Annotated in this window: 15 protein-coding genes; 6 read left to right on the forward strand and 9 right to left on the reverse strand. The window is 61.4% G+C overall.

From position 1 onward, the window contains the following. Positions 1 to 415 precede the first annotated feature (415 nt). The 4 genes from OQ460_RS09405 to inhA all read right to left on the reverse strand — a co-directional run bounded on the left by OQ460_RS09405 (position 416) and on the right by inhA (position 5,271). Positions 416 to 2,902: a TonB-dependent siderophore receptor gene (locus OQ460_RS09405; RefSeq protein ID WP_410021529.1), complete on the reverse strand. Its 2,487-nt coding sequence runs from the start codon at positions 2,900 to 2,902 to the stop codon at positions 416 to 418. A gap of 98 nt (positions 2,903 to 3,000) precedes the next feature. Then, entirely contained in the window at positions 3,001 to 3,981 is a 981-nt protein-coding gene (locus tag OQ460_RS09410; protein ID WP_410021530.1) for a FecR domain-containing protein, read from the reverse strand. Then, positions 3,968 to 4,483 (reverse strand): sigma-70 family RNA polymerase sigma factor, encoded by a 516-nt coding sequence (locus OQ460_RS09415; RefSeq protein ID WP_410021531.1) that lies wholly within the window; start codon positions 4,481 to 4,483, stop codon positions 3,968 to 3,970. The genes OQ460_RS09410 and OQ460_RS09415 overlap by 14 nt, the downstream gene beginning before the upstream one ends. A gap of 107 nt (positions 4,484 to 4,590) precedes the next feature. Beyond that, positions 4,591 to 5,271: an isonitrile hydratase gene (gene inhA, locus OQ460_RS09420; RefSeq protein WP_410021532.1), complete on the reverse strand. Its 681-nt coding sequence runs from the start codon at positions 5,269 to 5,271 to the stop codon at positions 4,591 to 4,593. 89 nt (positions 5,272 to 5,360) lie between these two features. Between inhA and OQ460_RS09425 the strand changes: the two genes are divergently transcribed. Next, positions 5,361 to 6,374, forward strand: a complete 1,014-nt coding sequence (locus OQ460_RS09425) for a GlxA family transcriptional regulator (RefSeq protein WP_410021533.1) — start codon at positions 5,361 to 5,363, stop codon at positions 6,372 to 6,374. An 89-nt stretch (positions 6,375 to 6,463) separates the two neighbouring features. Here OQ460_RS09425 and OQ460_RS09430 read toward each other — a convergent pair whose 3' ends face one another. Then, complete coding sequence (locus OQ460_RS09430) at positions 6,464 to 7,027, reverse strand: GNAT family N-acetyltransferase (RefSeq protein WP_410021534.1); 564 nt, start codon at positions 7,025 to 7,027, stop codon at positions 6,464 to 6,466. Positions 7,028 to 7,165: 138 nt separating this feature from the next. Continuing rightward, entirely contained in the window at positions 7,166 to 8,992 is a 1,827-nt protein-coding gene (locus OQ460_RS09435) for a glycoside hydrolase family 15 protein (RefSeq protein ID WP_410021535.1), read from the reverse strand. A gap of 192 nt (positions 8,993 to 9,184) precedes the next feature. On the opposite strand from OQ460_RS09435, the gene OQ460_RS09440 reads away from it, so the two are divergent. From OQ460_RS09440 to OQ460_RS09455, 4 genes are all read left to right on the forward strand, one after another. Then, a complete protein-coding gene (locus tag OQ460_RS09440; RefSeq protein ID WP_410021536.1) occupies positions 9,185 to 9,931 on the forward strand; it encodes an AraC family transcriptional regulator in 747 nt (248 codons plus the stop codon). 171 nt (positions 9,932 to 10,102) lie between these two features. Beyond that, positions 10,103 to 11,563, forward strand: coding sequence for an efflux transporter outer membrane subunit (locus OQ460_RS09445; protein WP_410021537.1), 1,461 nt, complete (start codon positions 10,103 to 10,105; stop codon positions 11,561 to 11,563). Further along, positions 11,560 to 12,711: an HlyD family secretion protein gene (locus tag OQ460_RS09450; RefSeq protein WP_410021538.1), complete on the forward strand. Its 1,152-nt coding sequence runs from the start codon at positions 11,560 to 11,562 to the stop codon at positions 12,709 to 12,711. The genes OQ460_RS09445 and OQ460_RS09450 overlap by 4 nt, the downstream gene beginning before the upstream one ends. Beyond that, a complete protein-coding gene (locus OQ460_RS09455; RefSeq protein ID WP_410021539.1) occupies positions 12,701 to 14,221 on the forward strand; it encodes an MDR family MFS transporter in 1,521 nt (506 codons plus the stop codon). Before OQ460_RS09450 ends, OQ460_RS09455 begins: the two co-directional genes overlap by 11 nt. Here OQ460_RS09455 and OQ460_RS09460 read toward each other — a convergent pair whose 3' ends face one another. Further along, the gene (locus tag OQ460_RS09460) at positions 14,222 to 14,809 is read right to left on the reverse strand and encodes a TetR/AcrR family transcriptional regulator (protein WP_410021540.1); all 588 of its coding nucleotides are present in this window, start codon (positions 14,807 to 14,809) and stop codon (positions 14,222 to 14,224) included. It lies immediately after the preceding gene. Between the two features lie 142 nt (positions 14,810 to 14,951). Here OQ460_RS09460 and OQ460_RS09465 point away from each other — a divergent pair, with 142 nt between their 5' ends. Beyond that, positions 14,952 to 16,154, forward strand: coding sequence for an MFS transporter (locus OQ460_RS09465; RefSeq protein WP_410021541.1), 1,203 nt, complete (start codon positions 14,952 to 14,954; stop codon positions 16,152 to 16,154). Here the strand turns inward: OQ460_RS09465 and OQ460_RS09470 are convergent. Next, complete coding sequence (locus tag OQ460_RS09470) at positions 16,136 to 16,501, reverse strand: type II toxin-antitoxin system HicB family antitoxin (RefSeq protein ID WP_410021542.1); 366 nt, start codon at positions 16,499 to 16,501, stop codon at positions 16,136 to 16,138. The genes OQ460_RS09465 and OQ460_RS09470 overlap by 19 nt on opposite strands. Then, positions 16,498 to 16,749, reverse strand: a complete 252-nt coding sequence (locus tag OQ460_RS09475; protein WP_410021543.1) for a type II toxin-antitoxin system HicA family toxin — start codon at positions 16,747 to 16,749, stop codon at positions 16,498 to 16,500. Before OQ460_RS09475 ends, OQ460_RS09470 begins: the two co-directional genes overlap by 4 nt. Between the last annotated feature and the right edge of the window lie 104 nt (positions 16,750 to 16,853).

Below are 16,853 nucleotides of genomic sequence, written 5' to 3' on the forward strand. Positions count from 1 at the left end.
ATCATCCCTCAAGGCACCACCAGCACTGTTGCTGTTGCTGGGTAAAACGCAATTGCCTGTCTACTGCAGGATTTGCGAGGTAATGGCTAAACAATGGCTCACTCCTGAGCCGTCGTCAATATATTGGCTTTTGTTGCGATCTGTCGACGCTATGGTTCATAAGATACTCTTAGGGTGACGTTATGTTGACATTTAAAGCCGGCATTTCAGATTTATCGAGAATGGTTGAGGGTTTTTAGACGTGCAGGAACAACAGAAGCGGTTTCCCGTCAGGCAGCGAATGATTTTTTGACCGGCACGGACAGGCGCTCAGGGGGGGAACGGCGGGGGACGGATGGTTTTCTGGCTGGGCAAATCGATCGCAGGAGCGAAGCGGGCGCCTCGCTCCCAGTGATATTCGAGGATCGGACGAGGTTTAAAAGTTGCCCTTCACACTCACGGTGAAGTTACGTGGCTCTGCGTAGAAATTACCCCAGCTCGCGGTGCCCACGGTCTGGTAATAGTTTTTGTCGAACAGGTTGTTGCCGTTGAGTGCCACGGTCGAGGTGTCATCGACCCGATAAGCCAGGCGCGAGCTCCACACTGCATAGCCGGCCTGCTCCAGCTTGATGTTCTGGATTCTGTAGTTACTGCTCTGGGCGTTGACCCCGGCGCCTACAGTCCATTTGGACAGGGCACCGTCCAGTTGGTAGTCGCTCCAGAGCCTGAACATATGTCGCGGTACATAACTGTTGGACACAGCGCCCACGTTGTCGCTGTTGATGTTCTTCAGATGCTTGGTTTGCGTGTAGGTATAGCCGCCGAACACTTGCAGGCGTTCGAGCAGTTCGCCGCTTATTTCCGCTTCGACACCTTGGGCGCGGACCTTGCCGCCATCGGTGTAGCAATAGCCGTCGGCGGAGGTGCCGCAGCGTGTGGTGAAGTCGGTTTCGGCAGCGTTTTTCTCGATGGCACGGAACAATGCCAGGGAGCTGTTGAGGCGCCCATCGAACCATTCGCCCTTGATCCCCAGCTCGTAGTTGTCGCCTATCTTTGGCTTGAGGGCCGCGCCGCTCGTCGTGGCGTAGGAGCTTTGCGGCTGGAAGATATCGGCGTAGCTGGTGTAGACCGACAGGTTTTCATTGAGGTCGTAGATCAGCGCTGCAAACGGCGTGACGACCCCGGTTTCCTTGGTGCGAGCATCTTGATCGCTCCACTCGCCCCAGGCCAGGTTGTGGGACTGGCGACGGTTGTCGTACCAGCTCACGCGGCTGCCGAGAATCAACATCAACGGCTCGGCCAGGCGCAGGCGCAAGGTGGCGTAGGTGCCGTACTGGGTAGCGGTTTCCTTGGCGGTGCCGCCACGGTACATATTTGGCCAGAATGTCCCGTCGGCCGGTTCCGGGAAGTGATGATCGGGCTGATAAGGGTTTTGACGCTGGGGCAGGTTGCGGATCGCGTAGATATCGTCCTGGCTGCCACGGCTGCCGTTGGCGCCGAGGATCAGTTCATGGGTCAGACCAAAGGCTTCGAATGTGCCGTCGATATATGCATCCAGGCCGTAGTCCTTATGGTCGTAGTCAAGCAGGGCGGCGTAGCTGGTGGAGCTCGGCGCTGGGTCGCCATAGGCCACGGTCCCTTCGCTGGCGGCGTATTTGATGTCTTGCAGGTTGCGACTGTGGACGGCACCGACCTTGAGTTTCCAGTCCTCGTTGAAGTGATGGGTCAGGTCGGCAAATAACGTGGTGCGGCGGCTTTGCCAGTCGTTCCAGGACTGGCCCAGGCAGCTGGAGCGGCTCAGGCCGATGCTCTTGCCATCGCTGTAGCGCGGTAGGCCACCCCAGCAGGGTGTGGCGTCGACATCTTCATGGCTGGCGCCCAGGCCGAGCGTGGTATCGGGCGTCAAATCGACGTCCAGCGCGCCGTAAAACGCCTGCTCCTGACGCTTGTCAACGTCCATGTAGGAACCGCGCTTCTGCTGGCTGACCGCCGCGCGGCCACGCACCGTACCGCTGTCATTGAGCGGGCCGCCGGTGTCGACTTCGGCGCGGTAGTTATCCCAGGTGCCGGCCGAGAGCGCGAGACTGGTGGTGGGTGTGTGCTGGGGCCGCTTGCGTACGAAGTTCACCGCGCCACTGGCGGTGCCCGCGCCCTTGAGCATGCCGGCGGCCCCCTTGAGGACTTCTACGCGGTCATAGATCGCCATGTTCGCGCTGAAACTGTCCGCCTGTACGTAGTCCTTGCCGATGTCCAGTGGTACGCCGTCGTACTGGTACTGGCCAAGCATCTTGAAGCCACGGGAATAGAAGTATTTGCCGCCCATGGGCGACTCGTAGGTGGTGATCCCGGGTGTGCGTTCCAGCAATTGGTCAATGGTGGTGATGTTCTGGTCATTCATCAGTTTGCGGGTCATTACGCTCACCGATTGCGGGGTTCTGCGCAGGCTGTGTTCGCCTTTGCCGATGGTCACCGCGCCGGTGGTATAGGAACCGCTACCTTCACTAGTGGCGCCCAGGCGCTGACCGGTAACGGTGGTGGCGCCGAGGTTAAGTACGCCGCTGTCTACCGCCTGGGGCAGCAGCAACCAGGTGTTGTTGCCCTGGCGCTGGGCTTGCAGGCCCTGGCCTTGGAGCAAGCGGCTCAGTGCCTGCTGGCGGTCAAGTGTGCCGTTGAGGCCCGGGCTGTTTTTGCCGGCCACGCTGCCCGCGTCATAGGACAGGCTGATGCCGGCCTGGCGGGCAAATTGATCGAGGGCACCGGCCAGCGAGCCGGCGGCGATATTCCAGTCACGCGCCTGGCGCTCATCGAGCGGTTCCTGGGCATGGACGCGAATGGGCAGGGTAGCGCCCGCCAGGCAGACGCCGAGCAGGGTGGCGTTGATGGCTTGCCTGAGGGGTGAACGCATAGAAGGGAACGCTTGCATGACCGCGGGTTGCTCCTGAAGGAAGTGGGTTGAACGGGCCTGTTGATCGGCCTTTCCTTACAGGTCGAATGACAATGAGAATTCACCTCATTTATTTTTCACGCCGCATCGCGAGGCGCTACCGTCACCCAATATCGACTGCGATACGTGACGCTTACCGGTAATGTGCGGGCGACCAGGTTCAACACCTGATCGGTGTCGTCCAGTTGGTAAGTGCCTGACACGCGCAAGCCGGCTACCGCTTCACTGCAGCGCAGCAGACCATTGCGGTAGCGGCCCAGTTCGGCGAGAAAGGCGTCCAGGCGCATGTTATGTGCGCTGATCACGCCGTCGCTCCAGGCCCAGGGGTCGAGGCCGCTGGGCACCGGCGTGCGGATACTGCCGGCAGTGAACAGCACGGCCTCGCCGGGGTTCAAGATCTGGCGTGGGTGGCTGGCCGAATCATTGGCAAACACGGCGACGCGGCCTTGTCGTACTGCGAGCAACGTGCCTTGGGGTTCTTCACGCACCACAAAATGCGTACCGAGTGCGCGCAGGTAACCGTTGTGGGTCTGTACCCAGAATGGTCGCGCGGTGTCGCGGTCCGGTCCGGTATTGATCAGGATTTCACCTTGGCGCAGTTGGACCAGGCGCCGGTGCACATCGAACGCGGTATCGATGGCGCTGGCGCTGTTGAGCTGGATACGGCTGCCGTCATGCAAATCGACCCAGCGTCGCTCGCCCAGGGTGGTGCGGTATTCGGCCAGCAGGCCGGGCAGGGGCGTGTAGTCGCGGCCCAGCCAGGTCAGCCCGGCGGCACCGGCGCAAAGCCCCAGCAGTTTCAAGCTTTCACGACGACCGATGCGTCGGCGTGCCCCGTCCAAGGTGCGGCGGCCCAGTTGTGCCGGCAGTTGACTGAAATCATCGCTCATCGCCGCGACCCGCTCCCAGGCACATGCGTTCTGCGGGTCGCTGGCCAGCCAGCGCTCAAAGACAGCGGCGTTGGCATCGTCGGCGGTATTGAAGCGCAGCGTGATCATCCATTGGATGGCCTGCTCCACCCGATGCGGGTCGAGGGAATGTTGTTCAGAGTCCGGCATAACGCAACCGATAACAGGCATGCAGTGCCTTGGCCAGGTCGCGCTCCACAGTGGCCTTGGAAACACCCAGGCGCAGGGCGATTTGCGAGCAGGTCAAGCCGTCCAATTGCGCCAGCAAGAACGCCTCGCGCACGCGTGGCTTGAGCTGATCGAGCAGGCGGTCGATGCGTTCCAGGCTGTCGAGAATCAGGCAGCGGGTTTCTTGCGATGGCACTTCGTATTCGGGGAAATGCGTCAGGCTGTCGAGGTAGGCGCGCTCTAGTTCGCGGCGGCGATACTGGTCGATCATCAGGCTGCGGGCGATGCTGCTCAGGTAAGCCCGAGGTTGCAGCAAGGCCTGTTGCCTGCGGCTATTGAGCAGGCGCACAAAGGTTTCCTGAGCCAGGTCGGCGGCATGCTCGCGGCAGCCCGTGCGCCGGTTCAGCCAGCCGCGCAGCCAGGCATTGTGGGCCTGGTAGAGCTGGCCGATTGCGGCGTGATCCAGTGGGTGATCGCTCGACATGGGCATCCTGGCGCAGGAGTCTTAACTGATAACGGTTCGCATTCTAGCCATGGCCCGTGGGATTGAGCAATCACCGATATTTTAGTCTGTGCGCCTTGACCGGCGTTTCACCCCAGCCGTGCAGCCGCCCGCGCCGTGATTTCCCGGCGGGACTGGCGCGATTCGGCGGTGCGCTTGTTGGCTTCTCGCAGCACATGGGCCGGCGCGGTGCCTGGTCGGCCGGCGTTGAACGGCGGGGCCGGCGCGTACTCAAGCTGCAGTTGTACCAATTGCGCGGCGGCTTCGCTGTATAGCTCGGCCGCCAGGGTCAGGGCGAAATCTATCCCCGCCGTGATTCCGCCGCCGGTGAACAGATTTGCGTCACGCACCACGCGGCCCTGCACCGGAATGGCTCCCAGCGTCTCCAGCAGGTCGTGATAGGCCCAATGGGTGGTCGCTCGGCGCCCTCGCAGCAACCCGGCCGCCCCGAGCACCAGCGAGCCGGTACACACTGAAGTCACATAGCGTGCGGTCAGTGATTGCGCGTTGAGAAAGTCCAGGGTCTGCTCATCTTCCATCAGCGGCCCGACCCCCGAGCCACCCGGCACGCAGATCACATCCAGTGTCGGGCATTCGTCGTAGGTAATGGTGGGGCACAAGACCAGGCCGGTACTGGAAGTGACGGGTTCCAGGCCTTTACAGATCAGATGCAGTTTCACATCCGGCAATGACGCAAGTACGTCGTAAGGGCCGGTAAGGTCCAGTTGCTGGATGCCCGGAAACAACAGGAAGCCGATGTGCAAGGTCATGGTGAAACTCCTGGAAAATGATGGACGGCTCCACTCTAGGGGCCTAGGCTTTGGCGCATACGCCATTTACCCCACGTATTACGCCAATCATGCCAAGAATCGTTCACGTGCTCGCCTTTCCCAATGTGCAGGTCCTTGACGTCACCGGGCCGTTGCAAGTGTTCGCCTCGGCCAACGATCTGGCGCGCCAGCAAGGTTTGTCGTTGCCCTATGCGGTGAATGTGATCGCGGCCCAGGCCGAGCCGGTAATGACTTCCGCCGGGCTGGCCCTGCTGGCAGAGCCGCTGCCCACGGTCGATACAGCATGCGATACCCTGGTGGTTGCCGGAGGTTGGGGCGTGTACGGCGCCGCCGAGGATCCGGATCTGGTGGATTGGGTCAGGCACAAGGCCGCCCGTTCACGGCGCACGACGTCGGTATGTACCGGCGCTTTCTTGCTGGCCGCCAGTGGCCTGTTGGATGGCTGTCGGGTGGTGACCCATTGGACCCGCTGCGAAGAGTTGGCTCGCAGGTACCCCAGGCTTCAGGTCGAAGCCAACCCGATCTTTATTCGCCAGGGTAAGGTCTGGACCTCGGCGGGCGTCACTGCCGGCATCGATTTGTGCCTGGCCCTGGTGGAAGAAGACCTTGGTCGTACGGTGGCCCTGGATGTAGCGCGGCATCTGGTGGTGTTTCTCAAGCGCCCCGGCGGGCAATCGCAATTCAGCGTGACCCTGTCATTGCAAAAGGGCGGCAGCCGTTTCAGTGAATTGCATGCCTGGATCGCCGAAAACCTCAACCTGGACCTGAGCATCCCGACCCTGGCGGCGCAGTGCGGCATGAGCGAGCGCAGTTTTGTGCGCCATTACCGCGCCGAAACCGGCCAGACCCCGGCACGGGCCGTGGAGTTGATTCGCGTGGAAACCGCACGTCGTCAACTGGCGGACAGCACTGTGGCGATCAAGCGCATCGCCACGCAATGTGGCTTTGGCAGCGAAGAAACCATGCGCCGTAGTTTCCTGCGGGCCCTGTCGGTAACGCCGCAGGTTTATCGTGAGCGGTTTTCGGCGCCGATCCCAGTCTGCTCGAACAGCGCCGCAAGCGTGGCCTGCGGGGCTTCTTGAGGAATGTTGTGGCCGACCCCATCGTCGGCCCCACATCCGGGTTATCGAACGAAGGCGCGGTGATTGGCTGACAGCAGTGGACCTGGACTTTAGCCCGAGACCTGGGGCGATGCAGGTTCGTATTCGTGGGAAAGCAGCGAAAAGACTTGCAGGTCCTGATAACTGCCACCCCAGAATCCCGCGTCGCGCAGTACGCCTTCTGCAGTGAAGCCCAGCCGGTTCAGCAGCGCTTGGGAGGCCAGGTTCTGCGGGTGTACCAAGGCTTCGATACGATGCAGTTGCATCTGCGCAAACCCCCAGCCGAGCACGGCTCGCAGCGCCTCGCTCATCAGGCCCTTGCCCCAGGCCGAGGGCGCGAGCTCACAGGCCAGGGAGCAGCTGTTCCAGGCCCGATTCCACTTGTACAGCCCGCAGCTGCCGAGCAACTTTCCTTCATGTTCAAGTCCCCAGCGTGTACCGGGATTGGCCTGGGCCCGCCATTGAGAGAAAGTGTCTATCAGTGCCTGGGCTTGAGAAAGCTCGGTCATGGGATCCACACCGAACCAGCGCATGGCTTCGGCATTACGATAAATCTCCAGCAGGCTCGCAGCATCGCTGGCGATCAATTCTCTAAGGCACAAACGTTCGGTATGCAGGACCGGAAAGGGCGTCATGTCACATCACCCGGTTGGCGCAAGTCAATGCACTTGCCCTGCAGGGCATAGAGGCGCCAGTGGGGCAAATGGATGAGGAAGGGACCCATTGCAATCCTTGCAGCAGTCGAAGCGGGGCCCTAGTGTGCACGCCCTGTTTCAAGGTTGCCAGACCGTCTTCTCGCCACTCAACTTGCGATCCAGAAACGTCGCCGCGCTGATCAGCGCCAAATGGCTTAACGCCTGTGGCGTATTGCCCAAGTGTCGTGCCTGCCCGTCAAACTCTTCGGCATACAGCCCCAGCGGGTTGGCGTAGCGCAGCAGTTGTTCGAATTCCAGGTGAGCCTTTTCCACTTGACCGGCGCGGGCCAGGCATTCGACGTACCAGAAGGAGCAGGCAGTGAATGCGCCCTCGGTGCCTTGCAACCCGTCGATCTGGCTGTCGTCGTTGCGGTATCGGTAGACCATTCCGTCGCGTACCAGGGTTTTCTGAATCGCTTCCAGGGTCGACAGCCAGCGTGGATCGGTGGCCGCGACGAAGCGTACCAGCGGCATCAACAGCATTGAACCGTCGAGGTTGGTGCTGCCGATATGCTGCACGAAGTGTCCGCGTTCTTCATTCCAGAAGTTGCTCCAGATGTCTGCGTAAATCGCCTGGCGGGTCTGGTCCCAGCGTGCGAACGGAGCCGGCAATGAACGTTTGGAGGCCAGGCGGATGGCGCGGTCCAGGGCGACCCAGCACATCAGCCGCGAGTGCAGGAAGTGATGCGACTCGCCACGCATTTCCCAGATACCTACGTCTTTTTGGTCCCAGCTCACGCACACTTGGTCCACCACCTCCACGGTATGTTTCCAACCCTCGTGGGAGATGGCTTCGCCGTACTTGTTGACCAGGTACACCGCGTCCATCAGTTCGCCGAAGATATCCAGTTGTATCTGATCGAAGGCGCCGTTACCGATGCGCACCGGCTGTGCGCCGCCGTGGCCGCTGAGGTGGTTCAGTTCGATCTCTGGCAAGTCCTGGCGGCCATCGATCCCGTACAGAATGTTGATTTTCATCGGCTGGCCGCGGCAGTCGCTCACCCGTCCTCGCAGCCAACGCATGTAGTCGTTGGCTTCGTGGACAAAGCCCAGGCGCATGAAGGCGTAGACGGTAAATGACGCGTCGCGGATCCAGGTGTAGCGATAGTCCCAGTTACGTTCGCCACCGGGCGTTTCCGGCAGGCCGAAAGTCGCGGCGGCGAGAATCGCACCGTGTTTGCGCGAGGTCAGCAGCTTCAAGGCCAGCGCCGAACGGTTGACCATTTCCCGCCAGCGGCCACGGTAGTTGGACTGGGCCAGCCAGCTGCGCCAGTACGTCAAGGTGCGCGCCAGGCATAAGTCAGTGCCGCGGCTTTCGACGCGGCTGTCGTCGAGCCCGCCGAGGACAAATTCGGCACCCTGGTCTTGTTCCAGGCTCAATTGCGCAATTGCGGCGTCGTCTTCAATGATCATGGCATGGCTGCTGGCCAGGCGCAGGCCCGGTTGGCCCGGTGCCGAAAAACATACATCACTGTTGTCCGCCATGGCGCGGGTCGGCGCTCGCGCGTAGTCGTGACGCACCGCGCAGCGCATATGCAGAGTGGCTTTTCCGCTGATCACCCGCACTCGCCGTATCAGCAGCGGCAGGTCGTCGACATCATCACTGATACTCAGCAGGTCGGTGACTTCCACCACTGCCTCATCGCTCAGCCAGCGGGTTTGCAGGACATTGGTGTCTGGCAGGTAAATCTGTTCCCGGCGAGCCAGGGGCAGGTCCGGGGTCAACTGAAATACCCCGGCGGCGGGGGAGTCCAGCAGCGCGCAAAAGATCGACGGGCTGTCGAATTCCGGCCAGCAGAAAAAATCGATGCTGCCCTGGTCGTTGACCAGTGCGGCGCTGCGCATATCACCAATAATGCCGTGGGCACCAATCGCGCTTTGAGGTTCGTTTTTCAGATCAACCATTGTGCTGGAACTCCGGATAAAGGCCTGTGCCGCCGCCAATTAGCAAAGTGCGTTGCCCAAGCAACTGACTGACAGCCCGTGGCACAAGTTCATCACTTGTCTGGAATGCGACGATGGCTGTCTATATCTATCGTTTGCGCCACCGGGCTTTTCGCTAGAATCGCAGCTTGAACGATCTGGGATGCTCCCCTCATGACAACTGCGCCCCGGCCCTGGCTTGAAGCCTACGCCGACAATTACCGTAATGACGAAGTGATCAATCCCCACTGTCATGCCCAGGCCCAACTGATTCACGGGGTTTCCGGGGTCATGGTGGTCAGTACGGCCCAGGGCAGTTGGCTGGTGCCGTCCGGGCATGCGTTGTGGGTGCCAGCCGGTACGCCCCATGAAATCCGCATGGCTGGGGAGGTGCACATGCGCACGCTATTTCTGATGCCGGAAGTCGAGCCGAGCCTGGGGCGTACGTGTCAGGTGATTGAAGTCTCGGCCTTGCTGCGGGAGTTGATTGTCGCCACCACCCGGATTGTCGACCAGCTCGACAACTCGCGCCTGCAGGCCATGCTGGAGTTGATCCGCATGGAGCTGCTCGCCGCGCCGGTGGTTGCCATGCATGTGCCGGTTCCCGGTGAGGTGCGGTTGGCCAAGCTGTGTACGCAATTTATCCGCAACCCGGCGGATGACAGCAGCCTGGAATCCTGGGCCGAAACGCTGAACGTCAGCGCCCGGACCCTGAGCCGGATCTTCCAGCGCGAACTGGGCATGAGCTTCGGCGAGTGGCGCAAGCGTGCTCGGTTGGCGCTGAGTCTGAAACTTTTGGCCCAGGGTGTGTCGATCCTGGAAGTCGCCCTGGAGCACGGTTACCAGAGCCCGAGCGCGTTCAGTGCGATGTTTCGTCGTTCGCTGGGATATCCGCCGAGTCACTTTCGGCCCGGGGCCTGATGTTGCTTCAAGTAACCCTATTGTCCATTTGGCGACGACACATGGCCTTGGCGCGAGCGAATCCGCCACGCTGGCTGACTAATCTGCAAGGCTTATTCTTGAGCGAGCCTTGTGATGCCCAGTCTTGTAGTTCACCTCCCCAATAGCGTTCTACACCTACTGAGCGTGATCATGCGTAGCGGTCCAAACCTCAATCGGAGGTTGATGACCGCTGCGCTGCTGGGCGCGCTCACAGGATGCAACAGTGTGCCTGGCGAGCTGTCTTCGCCATTGAAGGCACAGGTGGTGGCGCAGTTGCCCAGCGAGTCCCCGGGCCAAGCGTTGCTTGTGCGCTGGTGGCAACTTTACCGCGACCCGCAATTGGACGCGCTGGTGGAGCACGCCCTGGCCCACAACAAAGACCTTGAAGCGGCGGCTGCTCATGTTGACGTCTTGCTCGCCCGCCTGAATCAAGTCGACGCACAGCGTCAGCCCTCGACCACTCTGGCGTATGGCCTGGACTACGGTCGCAGTCGTGACGATCAGACCCTGGCCCAGGCCAGCGGGCAACGTGCCGGTGCCGAGTGGAGCCATGCCCCGGAGTTTTCCCTGAGCTACACCCTGGATCTGTGGGGTGAGATGCGTTATCGCCTAGCTGCTGCCCGGGCCGACGCCGATGCTGCACGCGCGCTGCAAGATGAGTGGCGGGTGACGGTGGCCGCGCAAACGACCCGGGCTTATGGCCAGGCGTGTGTCTATGGGTTCGCTGCCCAGGTGCAGCGCCGCTCGGTGCAGGTACTGGAAGAGCAGGTGGCCGTCACCCGCAAATTACAACGCGCCGGCGCGGCGACAGCGCTGGACCTGGCACGCCTGAACGGATTGCTGGAGGAAACCCGGGCGCCGTTGCCGATGTTTGTTGCCCACCGCCAGGCAGCGTTGTACGAACTGGCCGTCCTCAGCGGTTTGCCTGCGGATCGGATAAGCCAGCAAAGCTGCATGCAAACGCCGCAATTGCAGGCAGCGTTGCCCGTGGGCGATGGCTGGGCGCTGGTGCAGCGGCGTGCCGATATCCGCCGGGCCGAGCGCCAGTTGCAAGCCGCTACGCTGGCCATTGGTGTAGCGCGCAGCGAGTTGTATCCACGGGTGACGTTTGGTGCGTTGCTGGGATCATCCGCCAGTAGCCTGGGCAAACTGGGAGACAGTCACGCGCTGGTTTATTCCATAGGGCCGCTGGTGTCCTGGCGCTTTCCAAACCGTAATGTTGCGCTGGCGCAGGTGGACCAACGCCGTGCCGAGGCACGTGAGGCACTGGCTCGGTTTGACGGCACGGTGCTCAACGCACTCAAACAGGTTGAGCAATCCCTGGCGCTGTACCAGGGCGAGCAGCAACGTCGCCAGACCCTTGAAGCGGCTTTGGACCACAGCCGCCAAGCCTTTGATCTGGCCGCTCGAAGCTTTCGGGCCGGAGCCCTTGATGCCCTGCAGCTGCTGGACAGCGAGCGCAGCCTGGTCAGCCTGCAAGCCACTCTGGCCCAGGCCGACCTGCGTCTGCTCAACCGTCAGATCGACCTGTTCCAGGCGTTGGGTGGCGGCTGGCAGCGCAATGATCAAACCGTTCCTTCACCTCTTGCCATCCTCGGAGCCAAGCCATGAATCAGGCTGTTGAACCGCTCATCTTGCAACCTGTACCCACCTTGATGCAGCGGCATCGCCGTACACTCCTGGCGGCCGCTGCGCTCGCCATCTTGTCAGGGCTGCTGGTGTTCGCCGTGCATTGGTGGCAGTTGGGGCGATTTCTTGAAGAGACCGATGATGCTTATGTGCGCGCCGACTGGGTGGCGATCAGCCCGCGCATTGCCGGGTATGTGGCAAAGGTGCTGGTGGAAGACAACCAACCGGTGAAGCGCGGGGATGTGTTGGTGTGCATCGATGATCGCGATTTTATCGAGCGTGTACGCAGCACCCAGGCTCGTCTGCAACAGGCCGAGGCGGCGGCAACGGCCCGCCAGTTCAGTTTGCACACCCTCGATGCGCGGTTGAGTGAACAGCAACAGCGTATCGCCCAGGCCCAGGCCGCGTTGAACAGCAGCCAGGCAGAGGCCCAACGGGCACGCCTGGATTACCTGCGTTATCGCGAACTGGTGGCCCAGCAGGTCGCGACCACCCAACACCTGGAAACGGTGAGTGCCAGCCAGGCCAAGGCGCAGGCAGCTGTCATCGAGGCCCGCGCCCATGTGGCTCGACAACAGGCGCAGTGGAAAGTGTTGCAGGCGCGTCGGCAGCAGGTCCAGGCGCGGATCGTCGAGTCCCAGGCGGGAGTGAGTGAAGCCCGGGCGAACCTGGCCCTGGCGCAAAATGCGCTGAACGACACGGCGATTCGCGCACCGTTCGATGGCGTGGTGGGCCAGCGCCAGGTGCGTCGCCAGCAGTACGTAATGCCTGGCTTGCCACTGCTGGCGGTGGTGCCCGTGGAACAGGCCTACGTCATTGCCAACTACAAGGAGACCCAGTTGCAGCACATGGCGCCGGGCCAGGCAGTGGACATCGCCGTGGACAGCTTCACCGGCCAGCACTGGCGCGGTCAGGTAGAGAGTATCGCTCCCGGTTCCGGCGCTGTGTTTGCGCTGCTGCCGCCGGACAACGCCACCGGCAACTTCACCAAGATCGTCCAGCGTTTCCCGGTAAAGATCCGCCTGGTACCGGATGAATCCAACGCTGCGCGGATCCTGCCGGGGATGTCAGTGATTGCTACGGTCGATACGCGTTCCGACATCCGTAAGGGGCCTGCTCATGGCGGCTGATGACCACGCATCGACGATGTCGTTTCGCGCCTGGGTGGCGGTGATCGGCGGCCTGTTCGGCTGCTTCATGGCGGGCATGAATGTGCATGTCACCAGCGCCGCGCTCCCGGAAATCGAAGGCGCGCTGGGGGCCACGTTTGAAGAGGGGTCATGGATTTCCACCGCCTACCTGGTGGCAGAGATCATCATGATCCCCCTCACGGCGTGGCTGGTGCAGGTGTTCTCCCTGCGCCAGGTGATGCTGTGGGGTTCTGCGGTATTCCTGGTGGCTTCGGTGGCTTGCTCGATGGCGCCGAACCTGCAAGTCATGATCATCATCCGGGTCATTCAAGGTGCCGCGGGGGCGGTACTGATCCCGTTGTCGTTCCAATTGATCATCACCGAAATGCCCGCCAGCAAGATCCCCTTGGGCATGGCCCTGTTCAGCCTGGCCAACAGCGTCGCACAGGCGGCAGGGCCATCCATCGGTGGCTGGCTGACCGATGTCTATTCGTGGCGCTGGATTTTCTACTTGCAACTGTTTCCCGGCATTGCCCTGCTGGCTGCCGTGGCCTGGTCGATTGATCGGCAACCGATGAACCTTGGGCTTTTGCGCCAGGGCGACTGGCTCGGTATCGGCTGCATGGTTCTGGGCTTGGGTGCTTTGCAGATTGTGCTGGAGGAGGGCGGGCGCAAGGATTGGTTCGGCTCGCCCTTTATTGTCTGGATGAGCGTGGCGGCGCTGATCGGCCTGGTCGGCTTTATCAGCCGGCAACTCTGGGGCACCCAAGGTTTTATCAATCTGCGGCTGCTGGGTCATTACAATTTTGGCGTGGCCAGCGTGGCGATGTTTATCTTTGGTGCCAGTACCTACGGGCTGGTGTTCCTGGTTCCCAACTACCTGTCCCAGATGCAGGGATACAACGCCAGCGAAATTGGCTTCAGCCTGATTGCCTACGGCTTGGTGCAACTGGTTCTGGCGCCGTTCCTGCCCCGCCTGATGAAATGGCTCAGTGCCAAGATGCTGGTGGCTTCAGGCTTTGCGATTATGGCCCTGGGCTGCTGGATGGGCGCGCATCTGTCGGCGGACAGTGCGAGCAATGTGATTGTCCCCTCGATAGTGGTGCGCGGCATTGGCCAGCCGCTGATCATGGTGGCGCTGTCGGTGCTGGCCGTGCATGGCCTGGCGAAGGCCGAGTCCGGCTCGGCGTCGGCGGTGTTCTCGATGCTGCGCAACCTCGGTGGCGCCGTCGGCACGGCATTGCTGGCGCAACTGGTGGTGGTGCGTGAACAGGTGCATTCGGCGCGGATTGGCGAGTCCGTGACGATTTTTGCACCGGCCATGCAACAACACCTGCCCGGTGCCGGAGTGTTGGAGGAGCAACTGCCGGATCACCAGCAGGTGTTGGGGTTGCTTGACCAGGGCATTCGTCACCAGGCATTTCTGATGGCCTACAGTGATGCATTTTTCCTGGCGTGCGTGGCGCTGTTGATCTGTGCGGTGGCGGCGTTGTTGTTGCGGCGTACGTGATCAGCCTGGGTGTTTCAAGCCGCGAAGCAATAACTCCAGGCCTTGCAGCGCCTGTTCCAGGCGCTCGCCCGGTTGTTCGTCACGGGCAATCCACAATGCAGCGTCCACCAGGCTGCCATTGATCAGGCGCGCAAGGGCCTGGCTGGGCGCGGGTTCGATGATTTCGGCCTGCATCAGCGTGTCGAGCAACTGGCGCAGCGAGTCGATGCACAGCTGTTGGTTGGCTGAAGCGGCGTCCCCGAGTACAGCCGGTGCATCTTGCAACACAATGCGCCGGATTTCCGGATCCTGGGCCATGCGCAGATAAGCGCGACAGCGTTCGCAAAAGCCGCTCCAGGGCTCGTCTGCCTGCTCTGTAATCTGTTGCAGGCGCGCATCCATTTCACCATCGAGCTGCGCAACCACTGCGCCGAGCAAACCTTTCTTGTCACCGAAATGGTGATACAACGCCCCACGTGTCAGGCCGGCGCGGGCGGTGAAGTCATCCATCGAGGTATGGGCGTAGCCTTGCGTGGCGAAGGCGTGACGGGCGCTGGCGATCAGGCGGGCGCGGGTGTCTTCGATCATGTCGGCGCGGGCTCGGGTCATGGGTAATGCTCGCAAATAAGCGGGTGAGTGATTGACATACGCTGCGTATGTTAAGCATGATCTGCCACATACGCACCGTATATATTTTGCCCTGATAGCACGAGATAGCAACTGCCAGGGCGCTCAGGAAGAGGTATGCATCATGGCAAACCCTTACGCCGAGTTGTTCCAGGCGCCAGGATCCAGGGCTTTTGTGTCGGCGGGCATGCTTGCGCGCATGCCCATCTCGATGACGGGAATAGGGCTGATCACCATGCTGTCCCAAGTGCGCGGCAGCTATGCGCTGGCAGGAGCGGTCGCGGCGACTTTTGCCTTGGCCACCGCCTTTTGTGCGCCTCAGGTTTCGCGACTGGTCGATCGTTATGGGCAGGGTCGCGTGTTACCGGTGGCAGCCATCGTTGGTGGCGCAGCGCTGTTGCTGCTGCTGCTCTGCACGCGCCTCGAAGCGCCGGACTGGACGCTGTTTATATTCGCCGCCCTGGCTGGCTGCATGCCCAGTATGTCGGCCATGGTACGGGCGCGCTGGACCGAGTTGTACCGGGGCCAGCCGCGCCTGCAAACCGCATTTGCCCTGGAGTCGGTACTCGATGAGGTGTGCTTTATCCTCGGCCCGCCGCTGTCTGTGGGGTTGTGTGTGTTGCTGTTCCCAGAAGCCGGTCCGTTGGTGGGGGCGATATTGCTGGCGGTGGGAGTGACTGCGTTCGTCCTGCAAAAAGACACCGAGCCGCCTATCTACACCCATCACGATCAGCATGGCCGCTGGCTGATCGCCTCACCGTCGCTATTGGTGCTGATGATCCTGCTGATGGCCATGGGCACTATTGTGGGCGTTGTGGATGTGGTCAGCGTTGCATTTGCCGAACATCAGGGCCAGCCGGCTGCCGCAAGCATCGTGCTGTCGGTGTATGCCATTGGCTCGTGCCTGGCGGGCCTGGCATTCGGCACCCTCACGTTGAAAATGCCGTTACCCCGCCAGTTTCTGTTCTGTGGCTTGGCCACGGCCCTGACCACGCTGCCCTTGTTGCTGGTAGCCGATATCCTCGGGCTATCGCTGGCGGTGTTCATTTCCGGGCTGTTCTTCGCCCCGACACTGATCGTATCCATGGCCCTGGTGGAGCGTGTTGTCCCGGCCAGTCGCCTTACCGAGGGCATGACCTGGCTGATCACAGGCCTGAGCATCGGCGTGGCGATCGGCGCCGCGGGTTCCGGCTGGATGATTGATCGCTTTGGCGCCCCCAGTGGGTTCTGGGTGGCGCTGGCGGCGGGTGCAGTGGTGTTGGTATCAGCGCTGTCGGGGTATCGGCGCCTGGAAGAGAAGTGTGTGAGTCAACCCGTTACGGGGTGACTGTCCGGGGCATGATGTAACAGGAACTCATTCAACGCCTGGCGCGTCAGGTCGTTGAGTGTGACCTTCTTGCGGGTCGCCGCCAGGGCGGCGGCCAAATGCAGGTCGTGGCCGACCCGGACGTTGAACGAACCCTTGCACGGTTTTTCGGGTGTCTGGCCAAGTGTCTGGCAGGTGTTGAGGTAGTCCTCGACGGCTTCGCGAAACGCGCTTTCCAACTGCGCCACAGTCTGCCCTTCATAACTGACCAGGGCACGGATGAACAGCAGCTTTCCGAAGAGGCAGTTGTCTTCGATGCTGGCTTCTATCGAGCCGATGTAGCCTTTGTGTTTCAACTGGTTGCTCACTGAATCAAGCCTCCTGATTCCAACTGTTCGATGATTTGGCGCCGAATGTAGTGTCTGAGTTCATTGCCAGGGTGGGGCTTGTGCAAGGTGATCATTGCACTGGGGTCGCCAATGTCGAACTTGACGCGGCTACCAGCCCCTTCGATTTGTCTGTAGCCCAGCCAACGCAACAGCGTCACGAGTTCGGTCCAAGTAAATGCCATCTGCGGATTGAGCAGTTTGGCGAGCAGCTTTTCATTTTTGGACACGGCGTTCCCTGCGTGTAACTAAATGTAGTTGCAAATGGTGTGGTTCGTCAATGATAGGCCGCCTTCGTGTGCTCTTCCCGGCTTTGATGTAACGCTTCATGACA

The organism is Pseudomonas imrae, from assembly GCF_046352735.2.
Lineage (GTDB): Bacteria > Pseudomonadota > Gammaproteobacteria > Pseudomonadales > Pseudomonadaceae > Aquipseudomonas > Aquipseudomonas imrae.

What these genes read in the sequence shown, in the direction of transcription:
- OQ460_RS09455 (WP_410021539.1), top strand. Translation starts at nt 12,701, where the DNA reads ATGGCGGCTGATGACCACGCATCGACGATGTCGTTTCGCGCCTGGGTG.
- OQ460_RS09405 (WP_410021529.1), bottom strand. Translation starts at nt 2,902, where the DNA reads ATGCAAGCGTTCCCTTCTATGCGTTCACCCCTCAGGCAAGCCATCAAC.
- OQ460_RS09445 (WP_410021537.1), top strand. Translation starts at nt 10,103, where the DNA reads ATGCGTAGCGGTCCAAACCTCAATCGGAGGTTGATGACCGCTGCGCTG.
- OQ460_RS09410 (WP_410021530.1), bottom strand. Translation starts at nt 3,981, where the DNA reads ATGCCGGACTCTGAACAACATTCCCTCGACCCGCATCGGGTGGAGCAG.
- OQ460_RS09440 (WP_410021536.1), top strand. Translation starts at nt 9,185, where the DNA reads ATGACAACTGCGCCCCGGCCCTGGCTTGAAGCCTACGCCGACAATTAC.
- OQ460_RS09435 (WP_410021535.1), bottom strand. Translation starts at nt 8,992, where the DNA reads ATGGTTGATCTGAAAAACGAACCTCAAAGCGCGATTGGTGCCCACGGC.
- OQ460_RS09430 (WP_410021534.1), bottom strand. Translation starts at nt 7,027, where the DNA reads ATGACGCCCTTTCCGGTCCTGCATACCGAACGTTTGTGCCTTAGAGAA.
- OQ460_RS09425 (WP_410021533.1), top strand. Translation starts at nt 5,361, where the DNA reads ATGCCAAGAATCGTTCACGTGCTCGCCTTTCCCAATGTGCAGGTCCTT.
- inhA (WP_410021532.1), bottom strand. Translation starts at nt 5,271, where the DNA reads ATGACCTTGCACATCGGCTTCCTGTTGTTTCCGGGCATCCAGCAACTG.
- OQ460_RS09465 (WP_410021541.1), top strand. Translation starts at nt 14,952, where the DNA reads ATGGCAAACCCTTACGCCGAGTTGTTCCAGGCGCCAGGATCCAGGGCT.
- OQ460_RS09415 (WP_410021531.1), bottom strand. Translation starts at nt 4,483, where the DNA reads ATGTCGAGCGATCACCCACTGGATCACGCCGCAATCGGCCAGCTCTAC.
- OQ460_RS09460 (WP_410021540.1), bottom strand. Translation starts at nt 14,809, where the DNA reads ATGACCCGAGCCCGCGCCGACATGATCGAAGACACCCGCGCCCGCCTG.
- OQ460_RS09450 (WP_410021538.1), top strand. Translation starts at nt 11,560, where the DNA reads ATGAATCAGGCTGTTGAACCGCTCATCTTGCAACCTGTACCCACCTTG.